The sequence below is a fragment of the Micromonospora sp. SH-82 genome (genome assembly GCF_051132485.1).
Classification (GTDB): domain Bacteria; phylum Actinomycetota; class Actinomycetes; order Mycobacteriales; family Micromonosporaceae; genus Micromonospora.
Genome location: NZ_CP148049.1, coordinates 3,123,650 through 3,150,125, shown reverse-complemented (window position 1 = coordinate 3,150,125; position 26,476 = coordinate 3,123,650). Strand labels below are relative to the sequence as shown.

Below are 26,476 nucleotides of genomic sequence, written 5' to 3'. Positions count from 1 at the left end.
CGGCGGCACCCCGCTCACCGCGCTCGCCCCGGGCGACGGTGCGGTCACCGCGCGGGGCGGTCCGGTCACCGTGACCGGCGGTGCGGTCGCTGCGGCCAGTGGACCCGTCGCGATCGGTGCGGCCAGTGGACCGGTCCCGGTCGCTGCGGCCGGTGGTCCGGTCGCCCCGGTTGGTGGCGCGGTCACCGCGACCGGCGGAGCGGTGGTCGGAGCGGGAGGGGCGGTCATCGCGTGGCATCGGCAAGCTCTTCTACGTCGTCGGGGAGGAACGGGGCCAGGGGCGGCAGTTCGGCGACCGAGTTCAGCCCGAGCTTCTCCAGGAACAGGGTGGTGGTGCGATAGAGGAACGCGCCGCTGTCCGGCTCGGTGCCGCACTCCTCGACCAGTCCCCGGGACACCAGGGTACGGATGACCCCGTCACAGTTGACACCCCGGATGGCCGAGATCCGTGATCGGGAGACCGGCTGCCGGTAGGCGACCACGGCCAGGGCCTCCAGCGCCGCCTGGGTCAGCCGGACGGACTGCCCGTCGAGGATGAACCGCTCCACGTATCCGGCGTATTCCGGCCGGGTGTAGAGCCGCCAGCCCCCGGCGGCCCGGCGCAGGTCGAAGCCGTGTCCGGCGGCGGTGTAGCCGGCGGCGATCTCGTCGAGCATCCGCCCGACCCGCTCCGGTGACTGCTCGACAATCTGGGCCAGGAGGAGTTCGCTGACCGGTTCGTCCACGACCAGGAGGATCGCTTCGAGGGCACCGCGCAGTCGGTCGTCGTCGAGCGTGGGGGCCGCCACCGGTTCCGGGGCGGTCCGCCGCCCTCGTCCCCGACGGCCTGTCCGACCGGCGTGCCGGTTCTCGTCCGCACCGGGGGCGGCGTCGACGGGACCGGGGGCACCGGTCCCGAGGTCGGCGTCGACAGGACCAGAACCGGAATCGGTGGAACCTGAATCGACGGCCGGGACCGGGGCCGATGTCGGGGCCGCGTCAGAGAGCTGGGCGGCGTCCGAAGCCGGGGTCGGGTCAGGGTCAGAGGCCGGGGCGGCCTCCGAAGCCGGGGCCGGGGTCGGGTCAGGGGCCGAGGTCGGGAAGGCGTCCGAAGCCGACGCCGGGGTCGGGTCAGGGTCCGACGTCGGGGCGGCGTCCGAAGCCGGGGCCGGGTCGGGGTCCTCGGGGGATGGGGTCGGGGGCGACGGTTCCGGTCCGGTCCCGTCCTGTGATGCGCCGGACCGGCGTTCGGGTGCCCACGGCGGCACCCAGGCGGCGGCCTGGTCGGCCAGGGAGTCCCGGCGCTGCTCGTCGCTCATCCCGGTCGCTCCTCGCTCGTCCCGGCGGGATCGGCCCCGCCGATGCCCGCCTCCGCACCGCCACCTGCCGGTTCCGGCTCGCCCGCCGGGTCCGCGACGTCGCCCGTCGGGTCCGGTCCGTCGGCTGCGGGTCGGGCGTCACCTGCCGGGTCCGGGGCGTCGGTGCCGGCGTACTCGTCGATGGTCAGTTCCGGGCCGCCGTCGGCCGGGCCGGTCCAGCGTACGGTCAACTCCTCCAGGGCCTGGTCCTGCGTGAACGCCACCAGACCCTCCCGGTACAGCTCCAGCAGGGCCAGGAACCGGGCCACCACCTCCAGGGTGGTGTCGCAGTCGACGCAGAGCAGCGAGAAGGAGGCGATGCCGGCCCGACGGAGCCGGTCGGTGAGGATCGCCGCGTGTTCCCGGACACTGACCCGGACCATGTGCACGTGGTCGATGCTCACCTCGGGCACCGGTTTCGGGGTCATCGCCCGGACCGCGAGGGCACGTAGCCGCTCCGGGCCGATGCTCAGCACCAGGTCGGGCAGCGCCTCGGCGTACCTGGCCTCCAGGGTGACCGCCCGGGGGTACCGCCGACCGCCGACCGCCTCCAGGTCGGCGATGTACGCGGCGGCCTCCTTGTACGCCTTGTACTGCAACAGTCGGGCGAAGAGCAGGTCCCGCGCCTCCAGCAGGGCGAGGTCCTCCTCGTTCTCCACCTCGGCGGCGGGGAGCAGCCGGGCGGCCTTCAGGTCGAGGAGGGTGGCGGCGATGAGCAGGAACTCGCTGGCCTCGTCGAGGTCCCAACGGTCGTCCATGGCCCGGATGTAGGAGATGAACTCGTCGGTGACCCGATGCAGCGCCACCTCGGTGACGTCCAGCTTGTGTTTGCCGATCAGCTGCAGCAGCAGGTCGAACGGGCCGGTGAAGTTCTCCAGCCGGACGGTGAACCCGCCGCCCTGCGCCTCGGGGGTGGCCTCGGCGTCGGCGGGACCGGCCACGGTCTCGGGCGACGCGTGCGGCGGGTCCAGGGGCGGGGCGGTCACTCGACGACCGTAGTCGACGGGTGGGGCGGTTCGGCGTGGCGGTGCACCCTCTACCGCTCCGCCTGGGCGGCGATCACCTCACGGGCCAGCTGCCGGTAGTTGCGGGCACCGGACGAGGCCGGATCGAGGGTCGTGATGGGAGCACCGGCGACCGTCGACTCGGGGAACTTGACCGTCTTGGTGATCACCGTCTGGTAGACCTTGTCGCCGAACGCCTCCACCACCCGTTGCAGTACCTGCCGGCAGTGGGTGGTGCGACTGTCGTACATGGTGGCGAGGATGCCTTCCAACTCCAGGTCGAAGTTGAGCCGTTCCCGCACCTTGTCGATGGTGTCGAGCAGCAGCGCCACTCCTCGGAGGCTGAAGAACTCGCACTCCAGGGGGATCAGGACGCCGTGCGCGACTGTCAACGCGTTGATCGCCAGGAGGCCCAGGGACGGCTGGCAGTCGATCAGGATGTAGTCGTACTCCTTGCGGATGCTCCTGAGCACCCGCGCCAACGCCATCTCCCGGGCGACCTCGTTGACCAGCTGTATCTCGGCGGCCGACAGGTCGATGTTGGCCGGGAGCAGGTGCAGCCCGGCCACGTCGGTCTTGATGAGGACGTCCTCGGCGGTGACGTCGTCCTGCATGAGCAGGTTGTAGACCGTCAGGTCCAGGTTGTGCGGGTTGACCCCGAGCCCGACGGAGAGGGCGCCCTGCGGGTCGAAGTCGACGAGCAGGACCTTGCGCCCGTACTCGGCGAGGGCGGCACCCAGGTTGATGGTCGTCGTGGTCTTCCCGACGCCGCCCTTCTGGTTGGCCATCGCGATGATCCGGGCCGGACCGTGCCGGTCGGTGGGCATCGGCTCGGGAATAGGTTTACGCATCGTGTAGGCCGCCGGGTCCGCCGGCCCGAGGTCCGCGCCGAGCGACGCCTGCTGTTCGCGGAGCTCCGACGTCCAGGTCTCGGCACGGTCACCGTTGCCAGCCATGTCCTTGTTGCCCCCTCCCGACGTCCACCCGACGTCGGAACCGACCGACGTCCCTCGCGGCGCCGCTGCGCACCCCGGCTGTCGCCTCAGGAGGTCCGCGCCAATGCCGACTGTACGCCACCGTCCGCCGCCCCGGTCGGCACCGGTGCGGCGTGTCGACCGCCCTGCCTACCAGGTCATCCCTGGTCGGCGCCGCTGCCGGACCGGGGCACCCCGGACGTGGTGACGACCGGCGGACGCACCCTGCGCGGCCTGCCGATCCAGCCTACCGGGCCGGGCCCCTCCGGTCGGCACCCCGGCCCGCCGGGTCGGGGCCGGTCGGGTCGCCGGGGCGCGGCCGGTCGGGTCACCGGGGCGTGGCCGGTCGGGTCACAGTGCCCGGGGGTGGCTGGTGGCGTACACCTCGCGGAGCCGCTCCACGGTGACCAGTGTGTACACCTGGGTCGTGGTCACCGAGGCGTGCCCGAGGAGCTCCTGGACCACCCGGACGTCGGCGCCGCCGTCGAGCAGGTGGGTGGCGTACGAGTGACGCAGGGTGTGCGGGGAGACCGCGTCCGCCCCGTCCACGGGCAGGCCGGCCCGGGCGGCGGCCCGACGCAGGATCGTCCACGCCCCCTGCCGGGTCAGCGGCCCGCCCCGGGCGTTGACGAAGACCGCCGGGGTGCCCCGCCCGGCGGCGACCAGTCCCGGTCGGCCCCGCACCAGCCAGGCCCGGACCGCGTCGAGGGCGTACCCGCCGACGGGCACCAGTCGGGTCCGACCGCCCTTGCCGCGCAGCAGCACCGTGGCCTCCTCGGCGCAGAGGTCGTCGACGGCCGCGCCGACCGCCTCGGAGATCCGGGCGCCGGTGCCGTACAGGAACTCCAGCAGCGCCCGGTCCCGCAGCGCCAGGGGTGCCCCCTCCCCCGCCGCGTGCACGCTCCCGGCGGTCTCCAGGAGACGGACCACGTCCTGCACCGGCAGGGCGCGGGGCAGCCGACGCGGCGGGGTGGGCGGGCGGACGTCGCGGCTGGGGTCACCGCCGGTCAGCCCCTCCCGGAGGGCGAACCGGTGCAGTCCCCGGACCGCGCTCGCCGCCCGGGCCACCGAGGCGGTGCCGAGCGGCTGGTGGTCGTCGTCGCCGGCCCGGAGCCGGGCCAGGTGGGTCTCGACGAGTCCGGTGCCCACCACCGCCAGGTCGACCACCTCCGCCTCGGCCAGGGTCGTCAGGTAGCGGCGCAGGTCCCGACGGTACGAGGTGAGGGTGTTCGCCGACAGTCCGCGTTCGACGGTGAGGTGGTCGAGGTAGCCGTCGACGGCCCGGTGCAGGGCCGCCGCCCCGGTCGGGTTCGTCGTCTGTGTGTCGGGGGGCACGGGGCTCGCCGTCGGTGTCCGGCCGGTCAGCCCAGCACGTCGGCCAGGGGGGTGGCGGTCAGGCCGTGTGCCTCGGCGACCGGCCCGTAGACGACCTGCCCGTCGTGGGTGTTGAGGCCGAGTCCGAGGGCCGGGTCGAGGCGCAGCGCCTCCCGCCAGCCGTGGTTGGCCAGTTCCAGGGCGTACGGGAGGGTGACGTTCGTCAACGCGTACGTGCTGGTGTGCGGGACCGCCCCGGGCATGTTCGCCACGCAGTAGAACAGCGAGTCGTGGACCCGGTACGTCGGTTCGGCGTGGGTGGTGGGCCGGGAGTCCTCGAAGCAGCCGCCCTGGTCGATGGAGATGTCGACGAGGACGCTGCCGGGCTTCATCCGGGACACCAGGTCGTTGCTGATCAGCGTCGGGGCCTTCGCACCGGGCACCAGGACCGCCCCGATGACCAGGTCGGCGTCGAGGACCGCCCGTTCGATCTCGTAGGCGTTGGAGGCGACGGTCTGCAGGTGTCCCCGGTAGATGGCGTCGGCCTGGCGCAGCCGTCCCACGTTCTTGTCCAGCAGCAGCACCTCGGCCTGCAGGCCGAGGGCGATCGCGGCGGCGTTCATCCCGGACACCCCGGCGCCGATGACCACGGTCTTGGCCGCGTACACCCCGGAGACGCCGCCCATCAGGACGCCGCGTCCGCCGCCCTGCCGTTGCAGGTGGTACGCCCCGACCTGCGGGGCGAGTCGGCCGGCCACCTCGGACATGGGGGCGAGCAGCGGCAGCGACCGGTCGGGCAGTTCGACGGTCTCGTAGGCGATGCCGGTGACCCTCCGGTCGACCAGCGCGTCGGTGCACGCCTTGGAGGCGGCCAGGTGCAGGTAGGTGAAGAGGACCTGCCCGGGGCGCATCCGGTGGTACTCCTCGGCCACCGGCTCCTTGACCTTGAGGACCAGGTCGGCGGTCTGCCACACCTCGTCGGGGCCGGGGAGGATCTGCGCCCCGGCGGCGAGGTACTCGGCGTCGCTGATGCTGGAACCGGATCCGGCTCCGGCCTCGACGAAGACCTGGTGTCCAGCGCGGGTGAACTCGTTGACGCCCGCCGGGGTGATGGCGACCCGGTACTCGTGGTTCTTGACCTCGCGGGGAATTCCGACCTTCACGATGCTGACACCTTTCTGCGGGGCCGGGGGTCGCCCGGGCTACGCGGTGCGGGACGGCCCCGTTGCCGCCCGGTCCACCGGTCCCGTGGGCGGCAGTCTAGGCGTACCGTCGGCCGCCGGCAGCCGGCAGTGTGACAGCCCGTGGTCGACCACCCTGCCGAGTTGGCAGGGTGAGGTGGCCGGTGGGTCAGGCCGCCTCATCCGTCCGGGCACTATCGTCGCACTACCCACCCCTTGGTGCAGGACACCGCTCGTGGGATCACTAAGGTGACGCCTCATGACAACTCCTCCGTACCAGCAGTACCCGCCGAACGTGTCCGACAAGAGCAAGGTCGTCGCGGGCATCCTCGGCATCGTGCTCGGCGGCTTCGGCGTCGGCCGGTTCTACATGGGCGACACCAAGATCGGCGCCCTTCAGCTCGTGGTCACCCTCGTCACCTGCGGCATCGGCTCCCTGTGGGGCTTCGTCGACGGCATCCTGATCCTGATCAACGGTGGCGTCGACGGTCAGGGACGCCCGCTGCGGGACTGACCCACCGCCTGTTCCGGGCCCCGGCGGGTCCGGAAAGGGTGAGGAAACCGAAGACCGGGGCCGCGCGGATCACCGCGCGGCCCCGGTCCGTGTCCACGTCCGGTGGGCACCCCACCTGCGGGGTCACACCGGTGATAGAGCCGACTCCCGTCGTACGGCGGGGACACCCCCGCCGTACGACGGGGCTGTCAGGACGTGGCCCTGCCGGGCAGGGGCGCGTCGGCGGAGCGCAGGGCCGACCACCCGGTGTCCCGGGCCCGGGCTGCGGCCAGCAGACCGGCCACGCAGGACGCGTTGGTGATCTCCCCGGCCAGGACCTTCGACACCGCCTCGTCCAGGTCGACCCGGACGACCTGGAGGTCGGCCTCCTCGTCCCGGCGCTGGTGACGCCGGTCGACGGGCACGTCGGTGAGGTCCCGGGCGAGGAAGACCCGGACCAGCTCGTTGGTGAAGCCCGGCGAGCTGAACACGTCGACGAGGGTGTCGACGGTACGGGCGGCCAGGTCGGCCTCCTCGGCCAGCTCCCGCAGCGCCGCCGACGGCAGGTCCTCCCCCGCCACGTCGACCAGCCCGGCCGGCAGCTCCCACAGGTGCCGACCGACCGGGTGCCGGTACTGCCTGATCAACACCACCCGGTCGGCGTCGTCGAGGGCGACGACGGCGACCGCCCCGACGTGCCGGACCCAGTCCCGGCCGGCCGTCCCGCCACCGGGCATGGCCACCTCGTCGCTGACCACGGCGAAGATCGGCCCGGCGTAGCGTTCCTGCCGGGAACGCAGGTCGTAGCGGTGCTCGACGGCGCTCACGAGGCGGAGCCGGCCGACGCCGCCGACACCGGCTCGGCCAGGTCCACCGGAAGCTGGTCGGCCTCCGAGTAGTCGATGGTGGCCCTGACGAACGCGGCGAACAGCGGGTGCGGCCGGGTGGGGCGGCTCTTCAGCTCCGGATGCGCCTGGGTGGCCACGAAGAACGGGTGCAGGTCCCGGTCCAGTTCGACGAACTCCACCAGCCGGCCGTCCGGGGACGTCCCGGAGATCCGCAGACCGGCCCGGTCCAACGCGTCCCGGTAGGCGTTGTTCACCTCGTACCGGTGCCGGTGCCGCTCGCTGACCTCGGTGGTGCCGTACGCCTCGGCCACGATCGACCCGGGCGTCAACACCGCCGGGTACGCCCCGAGGCGCATCGTGCCGCCCAGGTCGCCCTTGCCGGAGACGATGTCCTCCTGGTCGGCCATGGTGGCGATGACCGGGTGGTCGGCCTCCTCGTCGAACTCCAGCGAGTTCGCGCCGTCGAGGTCCGCCCGGTGCCGGGCCACCTCGATGGCCATGCACTGCAGGCCGAGGCAGAGCCCCAGCAGCGGGATGCCGTTCTCCCGGGCGTACCGGGTGGTGCCGATCTTGCCCTCGATGCCGCGGACCCCGAACCCGCCGGGGATCAGGATGCCGTCCACCCCGGCCAGGGCCGCCGCCGCACCGGCGGGGGTGACACAGTCGTCGCTGGGCACCCACCGCAGCTTCACCCGGGCCCGGTGGCCGAACCCGGCGGCCCGGATCGCCTCACTGACCGACAGGTACGCGTCCGGCAGGTCGACGTACTTGCCGACCACGGCGACGGTGACGGTGTGCCGGGGCTGGTGCACCCGCTCCAGCAGGTCGTCCCAGCGGGTCCAGTCCACGTCCCGGAACGACAACCCCAACCGGCGCACCACGTACGCGTCGAGGCCCTCCCGGTGCAGCACCTTCGGGATGTCGTAGATGCTGGGCGCGTCCGGGGCGGCGACCACCGCCTCCCGGTCGACGTCGCAGTAGAGGGACAGCTTGTGCTTGAGCTTGTCCGGGATCTCCCGGTCCGAGCGGCACACGATGGCGTCGGGCTGGATACCGATGTTGCGCAGCTGCGCCACCGAGTGCTGGGTCGGCTTGGTCTTCAGCTCACCCGACGGGGCCAGGTACGGCACCAGCGACACGTGCAGGTAGAAACACTTGTCCCGACCCAGGTCGTGGCGGACCTGCCGGATCGCCTCCAGGAACGGCAGCGACTCGATGTCGCCGACGGTCCCACCGACCTCGGTGATCACCACGTCCGGGACCTGCCCGTCCTGGTCCGGGTCGGCCATGCCCAGGATCCGCGCCTTGATCTCGTTGGTGATGTGCGGAATGACCTGGACGGTGTCGCCGAGGTACTCGCCGCGCCGTTCCTTGGCGATCACGTCGGAGTAGATCTGCCCGGTGGTGACGTTCGCCTTCCCCGACAGGTCACTGTCGAGGAACCGTTCGTAGTGGCCGACGTCCAGGTCGGTCTCGGCCCCGTCCTCGGTGACGAAGACCTCACCGTGCTGGAACGGGTTCATCGTCCCCGGGTCGACGTTGAGGTACGGGTCGAGCTTCTGCATCACCACCCGCAGCCCTCGGGCACTGAGCAGATTGCCGAGGCTGGAGGCGGTGAGGCCCTTACCGAGCGAGGAGGCCACCCCTCCGGTGACGAAGATGTGCCTGGTCGTCTGTGCTGTTGGGGCCAACGCCTGCTCCCGTGTCGTCCGTCGCGGTCGTGCAGACCGCCGTGCCGATCAGTGCCAACCGCCAGCCGGAGACGGCTGGGTCGAGCGAAGTGATCACGCGATCCACGGGATTCCACGGTAACACCTCCCCGACGGCCGCCCGCAGGGTGCACCCGAGGTCACCCCCGCCACCACCCGACCCGTCACACCGGCACCACCCGCACCGGCTCGACGACGCCGCCCACGCCTGTCACACCGGTCGCCGCCGCCGCTCAGGCCGGGGCCACGCCCCCCGCCGACCGGGCGAGCGGCTCCGTCGACGTCGTACCCGACGGGGTGTCCGCCGCCGCCTCGGACCCGGCGGACGCGGGCCGGTCCGTTCCCCGGATCACGTCCTGGGGCCGGTCCCCCGGCGGCTGGCTCCGGTCGGCGGAGTGGTCCAGCACCCGCAGCGCCGCCAACGCCGCCATCGGCACCACCAGGGCACCCGCCGCACCCGCCACGTCCAGGGCGGCACCGCCGAGCAGACCCCCGATGGCGGCGGCCACGGCCGTGCCGGCCATCGCCCCCCGCATCGCCGGGTAGATCCCGAACAACCGCATCAGCCCGCCCCACGGGCGGAGCAGGGCGAACCACACCAGCAGCACCCCGGCCACGGCCAGGACCGTCAGCGGGCTGTTCATCAGGGTCTCCACGTTCGCGGCACTGGACCGGTGCACCGTCAACCCGCCGGTCCCGTCGCCCAACGCGGCCAGGAACCGGCCGAGGCTGCCCCGCTCGGCGGCCGGTCGACGCAGGTCCAACACGGCGAAACCGACGGTGACCGCCAGCGCGGCCATCGTCGCCCACGCCAACCGGCTGATCGTCAACCAGCCCCCGGCGCTGATCGCCGCGGCGACGCTCACCCCGGCGGTCAGGGCGATCGCCCCCACCGAGTCCGCCCCCAGGTACGGGCTGCCGACGACCACCACCGCCGCGACCCCGACAGTGACCATCACCACCGGCCGCCACGCCCGACGGACCCGCTGGGCCAGCCAGCCACCTGTCAGCAGCGACCCGGCGATGAACAGTCCGAGGCCCACGGTGCCCAGCCCGGCGTACCGGCCACCCTGCAACGCCGAGTAGCCGACCACCCCGTTGAGCTGCAACCGCGCCCCGGTCAGCACGTCGGCGCCGACGACCACGGTGGCGACCCCGGCGACCGCTCCCAGCGGCCCCAGCGTGGTCGCCCACCCGGGGGCGAACCGCACCATCGACGTCGCCGCCACCAGCACCGCCGCTGTCACCAGGGCGAAGTACCACCCGGCGTGCTCCCCCCGCCACCACGGCACCAGGTCGGCGAGCAACGCCGCCGCAACGGCCAGCGCGGCGGCGACGAGGAGCACCTCCACCACCCCCACGACCCGGCGTGACACCGGCTGCGGGCCGAACGGCCCGGCCTCCGGGCGGGCCCGGCGCAGCAGCGGCAGCACCGCCACCGCGAGTAGCACCTGTCCGGCCGCCAGGACGGTGAAGAAACCCTCGGCGACCCGCCGCTGGGCGCCGGCCTCCCGGTCGGCGTCGGCGGACGCCCTGATCGCCGTGGCCAGGTCCGCCGGTCGTCCCTCCACGGCGACCGCCGGGCGGCCGATGAACATCCGCTCCGGCATCGGACGGCCCAGCACCGCCAGGGCCGTCGGCGCCAGGTCGACCAGTTGCAGGTAGCCCTCCCGGCCGGTGGTGGCCGAGGTGAGCCACCCGGCGTCCCACCCCGGGCCGTCGGCGACGGCAACGTGCAGCCGCGAGGGCCGCGAGGTGTCGGAGATCCCCGCCACCACCACCAGGGACTGCGGCGGGCGGGCGGCCAACACCCGGGCCAGGTCGGCGTCGGCGGCGCGGACCGTCTCGGCCCGGACCGCCGGATCCTCGCCGCTGACGGTGCCCAGGTCGACGATGCTCAGCACACAGGACCCGAGCAGCTCCGCCGGGTCGGCCGGCAGCTGCGGGGCGTACCGGTCCACCCGACCGAACGGGCGGGCCGCCGCCACCGCCGCACCCGGCCCCACGGCGACCGAGCAGCGCACCGACTCCGACAGCGCCCCCGGCACCGCACCCCAGGACAGCTGGTCCTGGTTGTGCATGACCACGCTCTCCTGGTCGGGCAGGTTCGCGCCGATCCCGTCGGGCTGTTCCACCGCCACACCCGAGGGCGGGCACTCCCCGCCCGGACGGCCGCCGTTCCACCCGGCGTAGTTCCCCGCGCCCAACGTCAACCACCCGTCGACCGGGCAGGTCGGGTGGTACGCCGACCGCACCGACAGCGACCCGATGGAGCCGTCCCGGGCCATCCGCCACAGGTTCGGGGTGTTCTGCGGATCGACGTCGTCCCACCGCAGACCGGCCATCCCGACGAGGACGACGAAGTCGGCCCGCTGCTGGGCCGCCCGGCCGTCGCCGGGCCGCGCGGTCAGCGCGGTGACCGCCAGCGCCACCACCACCAGGGTCAGCAGGATCGGGGCGAGTCGACGCAGCATCACTGGTGCCCCACCGGCGGGGTGCCACCGTCACCGGGGGCCGCCGTCGGGCTTCCCACGGCGGTCGACGGCGGGCTCACCTCGGTGTAGAGCGCCTCCAGCGCGGCCACCGTGTCCTGCTCCGTCGGCCAGGTCGCCGCCTGCACCCGGCCCCGGGCCGTCAGGTCGGCGCGCAACGTCACGTCGTCGAGCAGGCTCCGCACGGCGGCGTCGACGGCGTCGACGTCCCCGGCGGGCACCAGCAACGCCGCGTCGCCCACCAGCTCCGGCAGCCCACCCACCGCAGTGGCCACCAACGGCACCCCGGCGCGCAGCGCCTCCTGGGCGAACAACTGCCGGGCCTCCCAGTCGCTGGTCACCACGGCCAGGTCCGCGCCGGCCAGCAGGTCGGCCACGTCGTCGCGGTGTCCGAGCAGCGTCACCGGGGCACGGGTCGCGGAGATCCGGGCGGCCAACGGCAGGTACGCCGGTCCGCTCCCGGCGACCACCACCACCGGCGGTGGGGTCCGGGTCCGCCACCGGGCCGCCGCGTCGACGAGGACGTCGTAGCGTTTCTGCGGGTGCAGCCGACCGACGGACAGCACCATCGCCTGGTCGGCGGTCACCCCGAACTCGGCCCGGACCGCCGCGCGGCGACGCGTCGCCGCCGGCCGGGCGGGGGCGGCGACCGGCGCCAACCGGGCGTCCGCGGCACCCAGCGCGGCGGCCCGCTCGACCAGGTCCGCCGACGCCCCCAGGGCCACCGTCGCCGACCGGGCCACCACCCGCTCGGCCAGCCGGGACAACCGGCCCCGCACACCGGTGGCGAGCACCGCGTTGTGCCAGGTCACCACCAGCGGTACGGACGGGCGGGCGAGCGCGGCCACCAGGGCGGCCCGCAGACCGTGCGCGTGCACCACGTCCACCGGGTCGGCGGCGAGGACCCGACGCAGGGCGGCGACGGCCCGGGCGTCGGCGGGGGTCGGGCTGGCCGGGATCTCCACCGGCTGGAACCGGGCCCCGGCGGCGGTGAAGTCGAACTGCTCCTGGGTGGCCGCCGGTCCGCAGACCACGACGTCGGCACCGGCTGCGGTCAGACCCCGTGCCACCGACCGGACGTGTTGTCCCACCCCGCCGGTGCTGGAGGCGAGCAGCAGGGCGACCCTGCCGGTCCACCGGGGTGCCGACGTGGCGTCGGTCATCGGGACACCGTCTCCTTCCCGTCACCCCGCTGACGGGGCGTGTCGTTGTCGTGCAACGGCCGGACGACTACCGGGTGCCCCGCCCGAGCCGCCGACCCACCGCACCGGTCCGCCGCACCACTGCGGCCAGCAGTGGCTGCACGTCCCGCCGGTCGGCGGCGAAGGCCACGGCGAGGAACACCACACCGACCACGAATGCGGACAGCATGCCTTGGCCGAGCGCCACCGGTGTCGTCGGGGTGCCGTCGGCCACCCCGGCCAGCAGCCGGGCCACACCCGCCCCGGCGAGGGCGGAGAGCACCCCGGCGAGAGTACCGGCGACACCGGCCCGGGCGGCACCGGTGAGCGCCCCCCGGCCCGCCGTGCGGGCCACCGCCGCCAGGAGCAGCCCACCGAGCAGGAGCATCCCCAGGGAGTTGGCGAGGGTCACCGCCAGCACCCGGTCGGCGGTGGGCAGCAACGCCGCCAACGGCACCGCCGCCACCGGCACCGCCAGCCACCCGAGGGTGATCGCCACCGTGGCCGGCCGGGTGTCGCCCCTGGCGTACAGGGCCCGGGACAGGACCGCGAACAGGCCGTACCCGACCAGGCCGGGGGCGAACCCGACGATCGCCGCCGCCGTGGCGGCGGGCTGCTCGGGATAGAAGAACCGGGCCACCGGGGCGGCGGTGCCGACCAGCGCCGCCGCGCCGAGGAAGCTGAACAGGAGCACCCCCCGGGTCGTCGAGGCCAGGGTCCGCCGGTATCCGGCCTCGTCCCCGCCGGCCGAGGCGGCGGCCAGGGTCGGGTACGCGGCGACCGCGAGGGGCACCGCCAGGACGGCCCACGGCAGCAGGTACATGGTCTGCGCCAGGTTGAACACCTGCGGGGACCCGGTCGGGCCGCCGGACACCCGGTTCAACGCCACCAGCAACGCCACCTGCTGGGCGGTGACGGTGACCGCACCGGCCACCGCCAGACCACCGATGCGGGCCCGGGCGTCGGGCGGGAACGCGTACCCGAACCGGGGCCGCAGCCCCAGTCGACGCAGCGGCACCAGCAGCGACAGCGACAGCACCACCACCCCGAGGGTGGTACCGGCCGACAGGACCAGCTCCCCGCCCCGGCCGACCTCGGCCACCGACGCCCCGCGCCCCTCGGTGGCCCCGAAGACCAGGTAGACCACGATCACGGTGAGGCTGGACAGCAGCGGCGCGATCACCGGCCAGGCGAACCGGCGGTGCGCCTGGAGCACCCCGGTCAACACGATGCCGATGCCGTACAGCGGCAGCTGGGGGGCGAACACCCGCAGCATCCGCGCTCCGGCGTCCGACTCCGGTGCCGACGGCCTGTCACCGACCGCGGCGATGATCGGGTCGGCGAAGACCGCCACCAGCACCGCCAACGGCACCAGCAGGGTCAACGTCCAGGTCAGCAACGCCCCGGTGGTGGCGGCCACCGACCGCCGGTCACCGGCGGCCACCGCACCGGCCAGCAGCGGTACGACCAGACTCGCCATCGCCCCACCGGCGACGATCTCGAAGATGATGTTCGGGACCCAGTTCGCCACGACGTACATGCCGCCGAGGTCACTGAGCTCCACCACCCAGGTGAACACTGCGGTACGGCCGAAGCCGGCGAGCCGACTGAACACGGTCAGCACGGCGATGAGGGCGGCGGCCCCGGCCACCTGACCGACGCCGACCGAGGGGGCCGGTTTCGTCACGTCAGTCGGTTCGACGGCCCAGCTCGTCCAGCTCCCGCAGGCCGGGCGTCCGCCCGATGACCTGGGTGAAGCTGACCTTCTCGCTGGCGGCGGTGAGCCCGGCGAGCACCGCCAGGGCGGCGGCCCGCCCGACCGGCCCGGTACGCGCGGCCAACCCGACGCCGAGGACCGCGCCGAGCGCGTTGGCCCCGCTGTCGCCGATCATCACCTGCTCGTCAAGGTCGGCGGGGAGCAGACCGGCGGCGGCACCGACCGCCCCGGCGGCGATCCCACCGTGCACCCCACCCAGCAGCGGCGCACCGAACAGCAGGCCGGACTTCGCCGCCCGCCCCGGACGCAGGTCCAGCAGGTTCACCAGGTTCGCCGTCCCGGCCACCACCCCGGCGCCGAGCAGCACGTCGACGGCACCGCGCAGCGGGCCCTGCCCCCGCCGGTGTCGGTGCCCCCGCACCGTGGGGTCGGCGGCGAGCAGCGCCGCGGCACCGAGCCCGGCGGCACCCACCCCGACGACCTTGACCAGCCCGGCGGTGACCCGCCCCTGACGCAGGGCGGCGAGGTGACCGGCGAACCCCTTCGCCGTCCGCTGCTCGGGGCGCGCCCCGACCACGTCGTCGTAGAGCCCCACCGCGCCGGAGGCGAGCCCGGCGACCAGGGTGGCCGCCCCGGCGGGGACGCTCCCGGCACCGAACGCCCCGGCTCCGGCGGCACCGGCGGCCAGCGCCGGACCGGCGGCCAGGGTGACGGTACGGCCCCGGAAGTTGGTCCGCTCCAGGTCCGGGCCGACCGGCGCGGTCCGGACCTCACGCAGCAGATACCGGGCGGCAGCCGCCCCGGCGCCGGCGACCAGCAACCGTCCCAGCAGGCTCACGGGGTCACTCCCGTCACGAGGGGATGGTTTCCGGACAGGCCGTCACGTCGTTCGCTCACTGGGGCAGTTTAGGCATCCGTTCGGCGGCGTTGTCGCCCACGCCGTACTGACCGGCCTTCTTCTCGGTCACCTGCTGCACCATCGCCAGGACCGTCACCAGTTGCCCCTGGATGGTGTTGGCGTTGTCCACCGTCGACATGGACTGGGACAACACCGGGTCGGCCCGGACGATCGCCACCAGGTTCCCCCCGGCCGACCCGTTACCGGCCACCACCGTCGCCCCGGTCCGGTCGAACTGCTCGGCGATCTTCACCACCGACTCGTCCTTCTTGCCGAAGTCCTTGTCCACGTACGGCTGCCCGCTGACCACCACGACCGCCTCCGCCGGACCGGCCACCCGTTCCTCGGTGGCGGCGTACCCGGCGTTGACGTACGAGGCGAGCACGGCCCGCCGGTCGGCGTCGGTCACCGGGGTACCACCCTCGGGGCGGTCGAGCAGGACGCTGGCCAGCAGCGCGCTGGAGGTCTCCACACCGTGCCCGTTGCCGGGCAGACCGGTGGCCGGGGCGGTGGGCCGGGCGGCGACGGTCGCCAGCTCCATTAGGTTGCTGTTGTTCTCCGGGTCGATGAACTTGTCCTGCAGGTCGACCCGGCCGGTGACGTTCGCCCCGGCGGTGGTGAGCATCTGCATCACGCCCTCGGTGTGGTCCCGCCCCGACGGCAGGCCCAACACCAGCACCCGACGGTCGGTGAGCCGGCCCGGCAGGAAGACCTGCGCCATGTCGGCGGCGAACTCCTCCTCCTGTTCCAGCTCCTTCTGCATGTTCTGCACCGACTGCCGCATCTGCTGGTTGTCCTTGCTCAGCGCGTTGACCCGCTCCTTGATCGAGTCGACCACCGGGCCGTTGAGGGCGGCCGTACCCACCACAAGGCCGATCGCCAGCGCCAGGAAAACCGCGGTCAGGGACACCACGTGGTACCGAAAGTTGATCACGCTTGCAGCCTCTATCGGTTCGGGATCTAGAAGAGCTGGCCCAGCTGGAACACGAAATTGTCCCACCATTCGGAGACCACGCCCAAATATGCCTTGCCGACGGTGGAGACCGTCACCGCCGAGGCCATCGCGGCCACCGCGGAGAGCACCAGCAACAGCAGCGACGACCCGGAGATGCTCTGCCGGTACAACCGGCTCACCCCCTTGGCGTCGACGAGCTTCCCACCGACCTTGAGCCGGGTCAGGAACGTCGACGCCATGCCGCCGCGCCCCTTGTCGAGGAACTCCACCAGGGTGGCGTGGGTGCCGACCGCGACCAGCAGCGACGCACCCTTCTCGTCGGCCAGCAGCATCGCCAGGTCCTCACTGGTCGCCGCCGCCGGGAACGTGATCGCCGACACACCGAGACTGTTCACCCGGGCCAGACCCGGAGCCCGCCCGTCCGGGTACGCGTGCACGATCACCTCGGCCCCGCACCGCAGGACGTCGTCGGTGACCGAGTCCATGTCCCCGATGATCATGTCGGGGGTGTAACCGGCCTCCACCAGCGCGTCGGCACCACCGTCGACCCCGATCAGGACCGGCTTGAACTCCCGGATGTACGGGCGCAACACGTCCAGGTCGGCCTTGTAGTCGTACCCCCGGACCACGATCAGACAGTGCCGACCGGACATCTCCGTCTGGATGTCCGGAACGCCCACCCCGTCCAACAGCAGGTCACGTTCCTGCCGCAGGTAGTCCATCGTGTTGGCGGCGAACGCCTCCAACTGCACCGACAGACCCTCCCGGGCGTCCGCCATCGCCTTGGCGACCGTCTCGGCGTCCTGGAGACTGCCGTGCGCGACCGGCTCGTCACCGACGAAGACCGTGTTGCCCTCGATCCGGACGACGTCACCCTCACGGATCCGCTCGAACACCCCCTCACCGAGGTCGTCGAGCAGCGGGATGCCCGCCGAGACGAGCACCTCCGGACCGAGGTTCGGATAGCGACCGGAGACCGACGGCTTGGCGTTGAGCACCGCCGCGACACCGACCGCCACCAGAGAATCGGCGGCGACCCGGTCGACGTCCACGTGGTCGATGACCGCGATGTCACCGGGCCGGAGCCGCCCGACCAGCCGTTTCGTCCGCCGGTCGAGGCGCGCGGTGCCGAGGACCCGGCCCGGTTCCACGTTCCGGGCGCGGCGCAAGGTGGGAAGACGCATCCTGACCATCCTGGCATGTGAGGAAGGCAATTCCGTCGCGACATGCCTGAGCAGGGTCGCCTACCCAGGGAAGCACACCGGGGCCGCGCCCGGTGCGCCCGCACCCACAAAACCGGCTCAGAAACGGCGTTCCCGGGCCGCCACGGCCAACAACTCCTCCGCGTGGGCGATACCCAGATCCGAGTCGGGCAAACCGGCCAACATCCGCGACAACTCCCGGGCCCGAGCCGTGTCCTCCACCACCCGCACCCCACTGGTGGTCACCGCACCCCCGGTGTCCTTGGCCACCACCAGATGCCGATCCGCGAACGCCGCCACCTGCGGCAGATGCGTCACCACCAACACCTGATGACTACGGGCCAACCGGGCCAACCGGCGGCCGATCTCCACCGCGGCCTGCCCACCGACCCCCGCGTCGACCTCGTCGAAGACCAACGTCGGCGGCCCACCCGACCCGGCGAACACCACCTCGATGGCGAGCATCACCCGGGACAGCTCCCCACCCGAGGCCCCCCGCTGCAACGGCAACGCCGGCGCCCCCGGATGGGCCAACAACCGCAACTCCACCTCGTCGGCACCGTCCGGACCGACACCCACCTCGGCCCCGTTCACCGACAGGGACGGCTCGGTACGCCCCGCCGCCCGGGGCAACACCGCCACCTCGATCCGGGCATGCGGCATCGCCAACCCGGCCAACTCGACGGTGACCTGATCGGCGAAACGCCCCGCCGCCTCCCGACGCGACGTCGACACCCGACCCGCCAACTCCGCCACCTCACCGGCCAGCCGCGACGCCTCCCGGTCCAACTCGTCGAGGAACTCGTCGGAGGTGTCCAACTCGGACAACCGGGCCCGGGCCCGCTCGGCCCACGCCACCACCCCGTCCACGTCGTCGGCGTACTTACGGGTCAACGCCCGCAACGCCGCCCGCCGCTCGTACACCACCTGCAACCGGGCCGGATCCGCGTCCAGCGCCGCCAGATACGTCGACAGCTCCGCGGACACGTCCCCGACCAGGGTCGCCGCCTCCTCCAACCGGGACGCCAACTCACCCAACGCCGGATCGGTGCCGGCCTGCGCCTCCAGGGTCCGACGAGCCGTACCGAGCAACGCCGTGGCGTCCGGAACCTCGTCGCTGGGCTCCCCCGTACCCGCCACACACTGCTGGGCCACCTGCGCGGCGGTCCGCAGCCCCTCGGCGTGCTCCAGCCGCTGCGCCTCCACCTTCAACTCGGCGTCCTCGCCCGGCTGCGGGTCGACCCGGGTGATCTCGTCGAGCCCCAGCCGCAACAGGTCGGCCTCCTGATGCCGGGCCCGGGCGTTGCTGCGCCGGTCGGCCAGGTCGTCCACCACCCGCCGCCACCCCGCGTACGTCTCCCGCAACGCCTCCAACAACTTCTCGTGCTCCGGACCGGCGAACCGGTCCAGCGCCGCCCGCTGCTCGGCCGGACGCAGCAGACGAAGCTGGTCGGACTGGCCGTGCACGGCCACCACCTGCTCACCCACCTCGCCGAGCATCGCCACCGGCATGCTCCGCCCACCCAGATAGGCCCGGGAACGCCCCTCGACGGTGACCGTACGGCTCAACAGCAGCGAACCGTCGTCGTCGGGTTCACCACCGGCGTCGACGGTACGGGCGTGCACGGTGGCCGCAGTCCGGCCGCTCAACCGCAGCCGCCCCTCCACGACCGCCCGGCCGGGTTGGGCGCGAACCCTCCCGGCGTCGGCCCGCCCGCCGAAGAGCAGGCCGAGGCCGGTCACGACCATCGTCTTACCCGCGCCCGTCTCGCCGGTGATGACGTTCATCCCGTCGGCCAGCGGCAGCGTGGTGTCCTCGATGACGCCCAGTCCGGTGATGCGTAGCTCTTCCAGCACAGCACCCGACAGTAGACGCGCGCCCCGACAGTTGACCAGCCGACGCGGCCCACCGTCGCCCCGCCGACGGTCCCGACCCGGGACACGCCGACGCGAGACACCGCACGTCGGGCGGTCGACCGGCCCCGGACACACCCACATGCCGCGACTCGCGACGAACATGAATCTCCGGCTGTCAGGTCACCGACGGTTGCCGCGCCACCCGTGCACCGGAAGATCGAACTTCGCCACCAACCGGTCGGTGAACGGCCGGTCCTGCAACCGGACGATCCGCACCGGCAACGAACCCCGCCGGACCGTCACCCGCGCCCCCGGCGGCAGGTCGTAGACCCGACGCCCGTCGCAGCAGAGCACCGCCAACGTGGTGAACGGATCCACGGTGATCGAGAACGTCGACCCGGGAGCGGTCACCAACGGCCGACTGAACAGGGCGTGCGCGCTGATCGGCACCAGCAGCAACGCCTCCACCTCCGGCCAGACCACCGGCCCCCCGCCGGAGAACGCGTACGCGGTGGAACCTGTCGGCGTGGCGCACACCACCCCGTCGCACCCGTACCGCGACAACGGCCGACCGTCCACGTCGACGAGCAACTCCAGCATCTGGGCCCGTTCGCCCTTCTCGACGCTGATCTCGTTGAGCGCCCACGACTCGATCGTCGGACCACCGTCGAACTCGGCCGTCACGTCCAACGTGAGCCGCTCGTTCACGGCGTAGTTGCGGTCCACCACGTCCCGCACGGCGACGTCCAGGTCGTCGATCTCCGCCTCGGCGAGGAAACCCACCTTGCCCAGGTTGATCCCGAGCAGCGGCACCTTCGCCGGCCGGGCCAGCTCCGCCGCCCGCAGGAAGGTCCCGTCACCACCCAACGCGAACACGATCTCCGCGCCCTCGGCCGCCTCCAGACCGGCCATCGGCACCACACCGGGCAGATCCAGGTCGTCGGCCTCCTCGGCGACCACCCGCACCTCGAAACCGGCGGCGATCAGATCCGCCGCGACGGCCCGGGCGTGTTCGGTGCTGCGTCGACGACCGGTGTGGGTCACCAGCAACGCGGTCCGATCCGCCGACCCCCTCGCGTTCACCCCGCAACCTCCTCGGCAGTCGCATCCAGGTCGCCGGACCGTACCGGACCGTCCGGCCCGGCCGCCACCACCGCCCGGACCCGCTCCGGATCCGGCGACGGCGCCCCCCGGCGCAACCACACGAAGAACTCCACGTTCCCGCTGGGCCCCGGCAGCGGGCTCGCCGCCACGTCCGCCAAACCCAGCCCCAGGTCGGCCGCACCGGCCGCCACGTCGAGGACCGCCTCGGCCCGCAACGCCGGATCCCGGACCACCCCACCGGCCCCCACCCGCTCCCGACCCACCTCGAACTGCGGCTTCACCATCAGGGCCAGATCACCGTCCGGATCGGTGCACCCCGCCAGGGCAGGCAGGACCAGACGCAACGAGATGAACGACAGGTCCGCCACGACCAGGCCCACCGGACCACCGATCGACTCCGGGGTCAGGGTCCGCACGTTGGTCCGTTCCTGCACCCGCACCCGGTCGTCGGTCCGCAGCGACCAGGCGAGCTGCCCGTACCCGACGTCCACGGCGACCACCTCCGCCGCCCCCGCCCGCAACAGGACGTCGGTGAAGCCGCCCGTCGACGCCCCCGCGTCCAGGCATCGCCGACCCGTCACCGACAGCCCCTGCGGACCGAACGCCGCCAGCGCCCCGGCCAACTTGTGACCACCCCGGGAGACGTACTCGGTGCTCGGGTCGTCCCCGGTGACCAGCACCGGATCGGCCGGGTCGACCATGGCCGCGACCTTGCGGGCCGGCGCCCCACGCACCAGGACCCGACCGTCCTGCACCAACACGGCGGCCTGCTCCCGAGAGCGGGCCAGTCCTCGACGGACGAGTTCGGCGTCCAACCGGTTACGACGTGCCACGGTGTTCTGGTTCTCCTCAGGCCCGGTCGATGGTGGCGAGGGTCTCGCTCAACGTCTGGTAGGCCGCCTCGTACTGGGCGATCTGGTCGGCCGGGGAGAGCGTCGCCGCGTTGGCCATCGCCTGCACGGCGGCGTCCACCGCCGGATGTCCGGCCTCCCCGTCGTACCCCCGGGTCCCGCCCGGTGGCGGCCCCGGACGCGGAGAACCCCCCGGTCGCGGCACGCCCTGCGGTGCCGGGGCCGACGGCGGGCCGGGGCGAGGCCCCGGACGCGGTACGTCCCCCGGTGTCACGCCGTCGCCTCGGCTGCGGACCCACCGGTGGTCGGCGGCTCGTCCCCGGAGGATCGCCTCGCGACGGCCTTCTTGGCGACTGCCTTCTTCGCCACCGCCTTGGTGGCGGGCTGCCGCGCCACCGCCTTCGTCGCGACGGCCTTCTTCGCGACGGGCTTGCGCGCCACCGCCTTCTTCGCCACAGCCTGCCCGGCAGGCGCCTCACCCGGTACGGACGCGTCCTGCGGACCCTCGGCGACCGGCTCCACATCCGGGCCACCGACCCGCGCACCGGTCGCCGACGTCGCGGGTGCTGCACCGTCGAGACGGGCCTGACGCAGCTGTCCTTCGAGATCCCGCACCCGCCGGTTGAGCTCGGCGACCTCCTCGGCGGTGGCCAGACCGACCAGCCCGAGAGCCCGGTCCACCTCGAACCGGACCAGCTTGGTCAGCGCCTCCCGGTTCGCCGCACCCGTGGAGACCAACTCCTCGGCGAGCGACTGCAACTGGGTCGCCGTCGCCCCGCCCGAGCCCACCACCCGTCGTACGGTGTCCTGAGCCTTCTTCCGGGGCGCTTCGGTCAGGCCCATGACCAGCTCGAGGTAGGCGCGCCACGCGTCCTGCATACCTGAGTCCTTCCGAGGTGGGTGTGCAGGTGTCCACGCTACCGGGCCGCCCGCGAGCCCCCGTGCGGTACGGTGCCGGAAACGGTGTGGCGTGCGGTGTGAGGAGGCGACGGTGGCCAGCGTGGACGAGTGTCGGCAGGCGTTGGAGGAACTCGCCGCCCGGTTGGACCGCAACGCCGCCACGGTGCGGGACCGCATCGACCTGGACCGGACCCTGGTCTGCAGGATCACCGACCTGGACACCGCCTTCCACGGCCGGTTGACCGGCGGGCGGCTGGTCGGGCTGACCGAGGGCGACGACCCGAAGGCGAAGATCGCCCTCAGCAGCACCGGTGACGACCTGCTCGCCCTGCTCCGTGGTGAACTCGAGATCACCAAGGCCCTCGCCGCACGCCGAGTGTCGATCAAGGCGAACCCGTTCGACCTGATGAAGCTCCGCAAACTGCTCTGAGCAGGACTTCCGCCCGGTGCGGTGGCCGCCGTCGACGACGGCGGCCACCGATCACACAGTCAGCCCCAGCTCCGCCAGCGCCTGCGTCGCCGCCGGGGACCCGGCACGGAACGCGGGAACCACCGCCGTGGACCAGGCTGCGGCGCAGAGCACCGCCAGCGCGTCCAACGCCGTACCGGAGCCGACGAGTTCCCAGCCGTCGCCCCCGGCGGACACCGACCAGCCGCCACCGGGCGGAACGGATCCGTCAGCCCCCGGGGTCACCCGGACCACCGCCGCCGGGTCGAAGAGCCCCGCCAGGTCGAACGCCACGTACGTGGGTCGGCGCTCGGGACCGGACGAGAGCAGCTCCGCCACGTCGCTGACCCCGGTCAGGACGAGCAGACTGTCGAGGCCCGCCCGGCAGGCGCCCTCGATGTCGGTGTCCAGACGGTCGCCGACCACGAGGGCACGCCCCGAACCGGCCCGCCGCGACGCCGTGGTGAACAACGCCGGTTCCGGCTTGCCCACCACCAGGTCGGGGTCCCGCCCCAACGCGGTAGCCACCGCCGCGACGAGCGAACCGTTGCCCGGCAGCGGCCCCCGCCCACTGGGCAACGTCCGGTCGGTGTTCGTGGCGATCCAGGTGGCCCCGGACCTGACCGCGATCGTGGCCTCCGCCAGATCGGTCCACCCGACCTGCGAACCGCCACCCTGAACCACGGCGACCGGGGCGTCGTCGGCACGCCCGACCGGGTTCAGCCCCACCGCCCGCACCTCGGCGCGCAACGCGTCGGCACCGACGACCAGCACCGCGGAACCGGCCGGGAACCGCTCCCCGAGCAGCTGAGCCGCAGCGGCAGCCGAGGTGAGCACCTCCTCCGGGCGGGCGGAGACGCCCATCCCGTTGAGCATCTCCGCCACCTCGCTGGAGCGCCGCGACGCGTTGTTCGTGGCGTACGCGATCTCCCGACCCTCGGCCCGCAGCCGACCGACCGCCTCGACGGCACCCGGAATGGGCCTGTCGATCAGGTAGATGACCCCGTCGAGGTCGAACACGACCAGCCGGTAGTCGTCGGCCAACGGCCCACCGGAGAGGTCACTCACCGCTGGTCCGCCGCCGGGTCGACCCGCCCTTCGGCCGGGGCCGGACCGGTCTTCGACGTCCCCGACTCCTCGGTGCGGTCGGCCGGGTCCGAACCGGAGTCCGGGCCGTCCTCGTCGGCCGGCACCCGGTCGACGTCCGCAGCGGCCTCGGAGGCCTCGACACGCGGCTCGGAGTCCCCGTCCCGGTCCACCGAAGCGGCAGGATCCACCGACACGGCACTGTCACCGGTCTCGTCCTCGGGGGCGGGGCCGGCCACCTCGCCGTCCGCCTCCGCACCGTCCCGGTCGGCCGGGTCGGACTCCGCGTCGGGGCCGGCGACGTCCTCGTCGTCGTCCTCCTCGTCGCCCTCGATCAGCACGCCGTCGAGCTCCAGCAGCCGCTCGGCAGCGTCCGTCTCACCGTCGACGTCGACCTCGGCCGCCCGGGAGAACCACTCCCGGGCCTCTTCCCGCCGGTCGACGGCCAGCAGCGCGTCGGCGTACGCGTACCGCAGCCGCGCCGTCCACGGCTCGGTGGCCTCGGCGGTCAACTCGCGAACCTGCAGCATCGCCACGGCCGCGTCCTTCTGCCCCAGGTCACCCCGGGCCCCGGCCGCCACGATCAGCAGCTCGGTCGCCACGGACCGGTCCAGCTTCTCCTGGTCGGCACCCCGGAACAGGTCGATGGCCCGCTCCGGTCGGCCGAGCGCCCGCTCGCTGTCGGCGATCACCGCGAGGTGGCTCTGCTCGCCGGTCATCCGGTGGTAGGTGCGCAGCTCGGCGATGGCGGTCTGCCACTCACCGGCGTGGTACGCGGCCAGCCCGACCGCTTCCCGAACCGCCGAGATGCGGGAGGCCAGACGACGGGCCGCCAGCGCGTGCGCCAGCGCCCCCTCCGGGTCGTCGTCGATCAGGGCGCCGGTCGCCACCAGGTGCCGGGCGACGCTCTCCGCCACCGGCTTGGCCAACGACAGCAGCTCGGCCCGGACCGCCTGGTCGAGGTCGGACGCGACGATCTCGTCGGGCAGTTCCGGGGCCGACGTACCTGCGGCACGGTCGTCCGGGCCACCCTCGCGGCGACGGTCGCCGGAGTCGGCCCGGTCGTCCCGGCGCGGCCGGTCACGGTAGCTGTCACGCCCGTCGGACGACCTGTCGAAGCGTCCCCGACCGGAGTCGCCCCGCTGGCCGCCGTCCCGGTCACCCCGGTAGCCACCCTCACGACGGTTGCCACCGTCGCCACGGTCGTCGCGGCGGAAACCGCCGTCACGCCGGTCGTCGCGGCGGAAGCCACCCTCGCGGCGGTCGCCACCGAAGCCGCCCTCGCGACGGTCACCGCCACGGAAGCCGTCGGGCCGCCGGTCGCCACCCTCACGACGGTCCCCACCACGGAAACCACCGTCACGGTCCCCACCACGGAAACCACCGTCACGGTCCCCACCACGGAAACCACCGTCACGGTCACCGCCACGGAAACCACCGGAACGGCGGTCGTCGGTACGGCGGTCGTCCCGGTTGAAGCCACCCTCGCGGCGGTCGCCGCCACGGAAGCCGCCCTCACGACGGTCACCACCGCCGAAGCCACCCTCGCGACGGTCACCGCCACGGAAACCGTCGGGACGACGATCCCCACCACGGAAACCACCCTCACGGCGGTCCCCACCACGGGATCCCTCGTCACGTCGGTCGGAGCGGAAGCCCCCACCGCTGCGGGATCCACCGTCGCGGTCACCGCCCCGGTAGCCGCCCTCACGCCGGTCGTCACGACCCCCGCCGGGACGCCGGTCGCCGCCGAAACCACCCTCGCGGCGGAAGCCGCCCTCACGCCGGTCCCCGCCGCCGAAGCCGCCCTCGCGGCGGTCACCGCCACGGAAGCCGTCGGGCCGCCGGTCGCCACCCTGGTAACCGCCCTCACGACGGTCACCGCCACGGAAACCACCCTCGCGGTCACCGCCACGGAAACCACCGGAACGGCGGTCGTCGGTACGGCGGTCGTCCCGGTTGAAGCCACCCTCGCGGCGGTCCCCACCACGGAAACCACCATCACGGTCGCCGCCACGGAAGCCGCCCTCACGACGGTCACCACCGCCGAAGCCACCCTCGCGACGGTCACCGCCACGGAAACCGTCGGGACGACGATCCCCACCACGGAAACCACCCTCACGGCGGTCACCACCGTCTCGGAAGCCCCCGCCGGACCGGCGGTCGTCGCCGCGGAACCCGCCCTCGCGGCGGTCACCTCGCGCCCCACCCCGGTCGTCCCGGTTGAAGCCACGGTCACCGCGGTCGTCTCGACGGTCGCCTCCGAAGCCGGCGCCCCCGCTGCGGAAGCCACCCCGGCCACCCTCACGGTCGCCACGGAAGCCGCCGTCACGGGACGGGCCACTGTCGCGGCGGAAGCCACCACCACGGGGGCCGTCGCCGTCACGCCGGAAACCGCCTTCGCGGGATCCTCCGCCGTCTCGGCGGTCGGAGCCGCCACCGTTCCCACGGCCGGAGCCGCTGTCGGAACGGAAACCGCCCGGGCGGCGATCCCCGCCTCGGAATCCCCCGTCCCGTCCCGACTGGCCGCCGCGATCGCCACGGTACGAAGGTCGGTCGTCACTCCGCCCACGACGGTCGTCGTCCCGGCCTCGGGAGCTGTACGACTGGGGGCGGTCGCTGCGCTCGTCGTGGCGGCGCTGACGATCTCCGCCCTGGGATTCTGAACTCACAGGTATTTCCTTCCTGATTGCGCCGCCCAGGGCGCCAACACGCAGTCGAGGGCCGACCCGGATGGGGCGGCCCTCGACTGGAAAGATGTCCGGCGGTGTCCTACTCTCCCACACCCTCCCGAGTGCAGTACCATCGGCGCTGGAAGGCTTAGCTTCCGGGTTCGGAATGTAACCGGGCGTTTCCCTTCCGCCATGACCGCCGTAACCCTATCGACATATCAAACAACACCACACACGTGGTCTGCTGTTCGTT

The 26,476-nt window shown here is 73.3% G+C and carries 22 protein-coding genes, 1 rRNA gene and 1 pseudogene; 3 read left to right on the top strand and 21 right to left on the bottom strand.

Features of this window, described 5'->3' with window-relative positions; genetic code table 11:
* Positions 1-224: 224 nt before the first annotated feature.
* The 5 genes from scpB to ald all read right to left on the bottom strand — a co-directional run bounded on the left by scpB (position 225) and on the right by ald (position 5,792).
* The gene (scpB, locus tag WHN02_RS14505; RefSeq protein WP_434739274.1) at positions 225-1,298 is read right to left on the bottom strand and encodes an SMC-Scp complex subunit ScpB; all 1,074 of its coding nucleotides are present in this window, start codon (positions 1,296-1,298) and stop codon (positions 225-227) included.
* Positions 1,295-2,323 (bottom strand): segregation and condensation protein A, encoded by a 1,029-nt coding sequence (locus tag WHN02_RS14500; protein WP_434739273.1) that lies wholly within the window; start codon positions 2,321-2,323, stop codon positions 1,295-1,297. The genes scpB and WHN02_RS14500 overlap by 4 nt, the downstream gene beginning before the upstream one ends.
* 50 nt (positions 2,324-2,373) lie before the next feature.
* Entirely contained in the window at positions 2,374-3,297 is a 924-nt protein-coding gene (locus tag WHN02_RS14495) for a ParA family protein (protein WP_434739272.1), read from the bottom strand.
* Positions 3,298-3,666: 369 nt separating this feature from the next.
* Positions 3,667-4,650, bottom strand: a complete 984-nt coding sequence (locus WHN02_RS14490; protein WP_434739271.1) for a site-specific tyrosine recombinase XerD — start codon at positions 4,648-4,650, stop codon at positions 3,667-3,669.
* Positions 4,651-4,676: 26 nt separating this feature from the next.
* On the bottom strand, positions 4,677-5,792 hold the full coding sequence (gene ald, locus WHN02_RS14485) for an alanine dehydrogenase (RefSeq protein WP_350898603.1): 1,116 nt from the start codon (positions 5,790-5,792) through the stop codon (positions 4,677-4,679).
* A 277-nt stretch (positions 5,793-6,069) separates the two neighbouring features.
* Here ald and WHN02_RS14480 point away from each other — a divergent pair, with 277 nt between their 5' ends.
* On the top strand, positions 6,070-6,324 hold the full coding sequence (locus WHN02_RS14480; RefSeq protein ID WP_350898605.1) for a TM2 domain-containing protein: 255 nt from the start codon (positions 6,070-6,072) through the stop codon (positions 6,322-6,324).
* Positions 6,325-6,512: 188 nt separating this feature from the next.
* On the opposite strand, the gene WHN02_RS14475 is transcribed toward WHN02_RS14480, so the two are convergent.
* The 13 genes and pseudogenes from WHN02_RS14475 to WHN02_RS14415 form a co-directional block, all read right to left on the bottom strand.
* The gene (locus tag WHN02_RS14475; protein WP_434739270.1) at positions 6,513-7,130 is read right to left on the bottom strand and encodes an NUDIX domain-containing protein; all 618 of its coding nucleotides are present in this window, start codon (positions 7,128-7,130) and stop codon (positions 6,513-6,515) included.
* Positions 7,127-8,842, bottom strand: coding sequence for a CTP synthase (locus tag WHN02_RS14470; protein ID WP_350898609.1), 1,716 nt, complete (start codon positions 8,840-8,842; stop codon positions 7,127-7,129). The genes WHN02_RS14475 and WHN02_RS14470 overlap by 4 nt, the downstream gene beginning before the upstream one ends.
* A gap of 93 nt (positions 8,843-8,935) precedes the next feature.
* Positions 8,936-11,334 (bottom strand): annotated as a pseudogene (locus WHN02_RS14465) (hypothetical protein).
* Complete coding sequence (locus WHN02_RS14460; protein ID WP_434739269.1) at positions 11,334-12,515, bottom strand: glycosyltransferase family 4 protein; 1,182 nt, start codon at positions 12,513-12,515, stop codon at positions 11,334-11,336. The pseudogene WHN02_RS14465 and the gene WHN02_RS14460 overlap by 1 nt, the downstream one beginning before the upstream one ends.
* 67 nt (positions 12,516-12,582) lie before the next feature.
* A complete protein-coding gene (gene murJ, locus WHN02_RS14455; protein WP_434739268.1) occupies positions 12,583-14,220 on the bottom strand; it encodes a murein biosynthesis integral membrane protein MurJ in 1,638 nt (545 codons plus the stop codon).
* 1 nt (position 14,221) lies between these two features.
* Complete coding sequence (locus WHN02_RS14450; protein WP_434739267.1) at positions 14,222-15,088, bottom strand: hypothetical protein; 867 nt, start codon at positions 15,086-15,088, stop codon at positions 14,222-14,224.
* Between the two features lie 55 nt (positions 15,089-15,143).
* Positions 15,144-16,082: a copper transporter gene (locus WHN02_RS14445; protein WP_434739266.1), complete on the bottom strand. Its 939-nt coding sequence runs from the start codon at positions 16,080-16,082 to the stop codon at positions 15,144-15,146.
* A gap of 26 nt (positions 16,083-16,108) precedes the next feature.
* Positions 16,109-17,287, bottom strand: coding sequence for a putative cytokinetic ring protein SteA (gene steA / locus WHN02_RS14440; protein WP_434739265.1), 1,179 nt, complete (start codon positions 17,285-17,287; stop codon positions 16,109-16,111).
* Between the two features lie 117 nt (positions 17,288-17,404).
* Positions 17,405-19,162: a DNA repair protein RecN gene (gene recN, locus WHN02_RS14435; protein ID WP_434739264.1), complete on the bottom strand. Its 1,758-nt coding sequence runs from the start codon at positions 19,160-19,162 to the stop codon at positions 17,405-17,407.
* Between the two features lie 180 nt (positions 19,163-19,342).
* A complete protein-coding gene (locus WHN02_RS14430; protein ID WP_434739263.1) occupies positions 19,343-20,245 on the bottom strand; it encodes an NAD kinase in 903 nt (300 codons plus the stop codon).
* Positions 20,242-21,099, bottom strand: a complete 858-nt coding sequence (locus tag WHN02_RS14425) for a TlyA family RNA methyltransferase (RefSeq protein ID WP_434739262.1) — start codon at positions 21,097-21,099, stop codon at positions 20,242-20,244. Before WHN02_RS14425 ends, WHN02_RS14430 begins: the two co-directional genes overlap by 4 nt.
* Before the next feature lie 16 nt (positions 21,100-21,115).
* Entirely contained in the window at positions 21,116-21,391 is a 276-nt protein-coding gene (locus WHN02_RS14420) for a hypothetical protein (RefSeq protein ID WP_434739261.1), read from the bottom strand.
* Positions 21,388-21,996: a hypothetical protein gene (locus WHN02_RS14415; RefSeq protein WP_434739260.1), complete on the bottom strand. Its 609-nt coding sequence runs from the start codon at positions 21,994-21,996 to the stop codon at positions 21,388-21,390. Before WHN02_RS14415 ends, WHN02_RS14420 begins: the two co-directional genes overlap by 4 nt.
* Positions 21,997-22,108: 112 nt before the next feature.
* On the opposite strand from WHN02_RS14415, the gene WHN02_RS14410 reads away from it, so the two are divergent.
* Positions 22,109-22,447, top strand: a complete 339-nt coding sequence (locus WHN02_RS14410; RefSeq protein WP_434739259.1) for an alkyl sulfatase C-terminal domain-containing protein — start codon at positions 22,109-22,111, stop codon at positions 22,445-22,447.
* 51 nt (positions 22,448-22,498) lie between these two features.
* Here WHN02_RS14410 and WHN02_RS14405 read toward each other — a convergent pair whose 3' ends face one another.
* Positions 22,499-23,533, bottom strand: coding sequence for an HAD-IIA family hydrolase (locus WHN02_RS14405; protein ID WP_434739258.1), 1,035 nt, complete (start codon positions 23,531-23,533; stop codon positions 22,499-22,501).
* Positions 23,530-24,486 carry a tetratricopeptide repeat protein gene (locus WHN02_RS14400; protein WP_434743961.1) on the bottom strand — a complete coding sequence of 319 codons (957 nt, stop codon included), beginning with the start codon at positions 24,484-24,486 and terminating at the stop codon, positions 23,530-23,532. Before WHN02_RS14400 ends, WHN02_RS14405 begins: the two co-directional genes overlap by 4 nt.
* Here WHN02_RS14400 and WHN02_RS14395 point away from each other — a divergent pair.
* Positions 24,445-26,217, top strand: a complete 1,773-nt coding sequence (locus WHN02_RS14395) for a hypothetical protein (RefSeq protein WP_434744124.1) — start codon at positions 24,445-24,447, stop codon at positions 26,215-26,217. The two genes, WHN02_RS14400 and WHN02_RS14395, sit on opposite strands and share 42 nt — an antisense overlap.
* Before the next feature lie 93 nt (positions 26,218-26,310).
* On the opposite strand, the gene rrf is transcribed toward WHN02_RS14395, so the two are convergent.
* Positions 26,311-26,427 (bottom strand): 5S ribosomal RNA (gene rrf, locus WHN02_RS14390).
* Positions 26,428-26,476: the final 49 nt, after the last annotated feature.

What these genes read in the sequence shown, in the direction of transcription:
- scpB (WP_434739274.1), bottom strand. Translation starts at nt 1,298, where the DNA reads ATGAGCGACGAGCAGCGCCGGGACTCCCTGGCCGACCAGGCCGCCGCC.
- WHN02_RS14495 (WP_434739272.1), bottom strand. Translation starts at nt 3,297, where the DNA reads ATGGCTGGCAACGGTGACCGTGCCGAGACCTGGACGTCGGAGCTCCGC.
- WHN02_RS14480 (WP_350898605.1), top strand. Translation starts at nt 6,070, where the DNA reads ATGACAACTCCTCCGTACCAGCAGTACCCGCCGAACGTGTCCGACAAG.
- WHN02_RS14460 (WP_434739269.1), bottom strand. Translation starts at nt 12,515, where the DNA reads ATGACCGACGCCACGTCGGCACCCCGGTGGACCGGCAGGGTCGCCCTG.
- steA (WP_434739265.1), bottom strand. Translation starts at nt 17,287, where the DNA reads ATGCGTCTTCCCACCTTGCGCCGCGCCCGGAACGTGGAACCGGGCCGG.
- WHN02_RS14415 (WP_434739260.1), bottom strand. Translation starts at nt 21,996, where the DNA reads ATGCAGGACGCGTGGCGCGCCTACCTCGAGCTGGTCATGGGCCTGACC.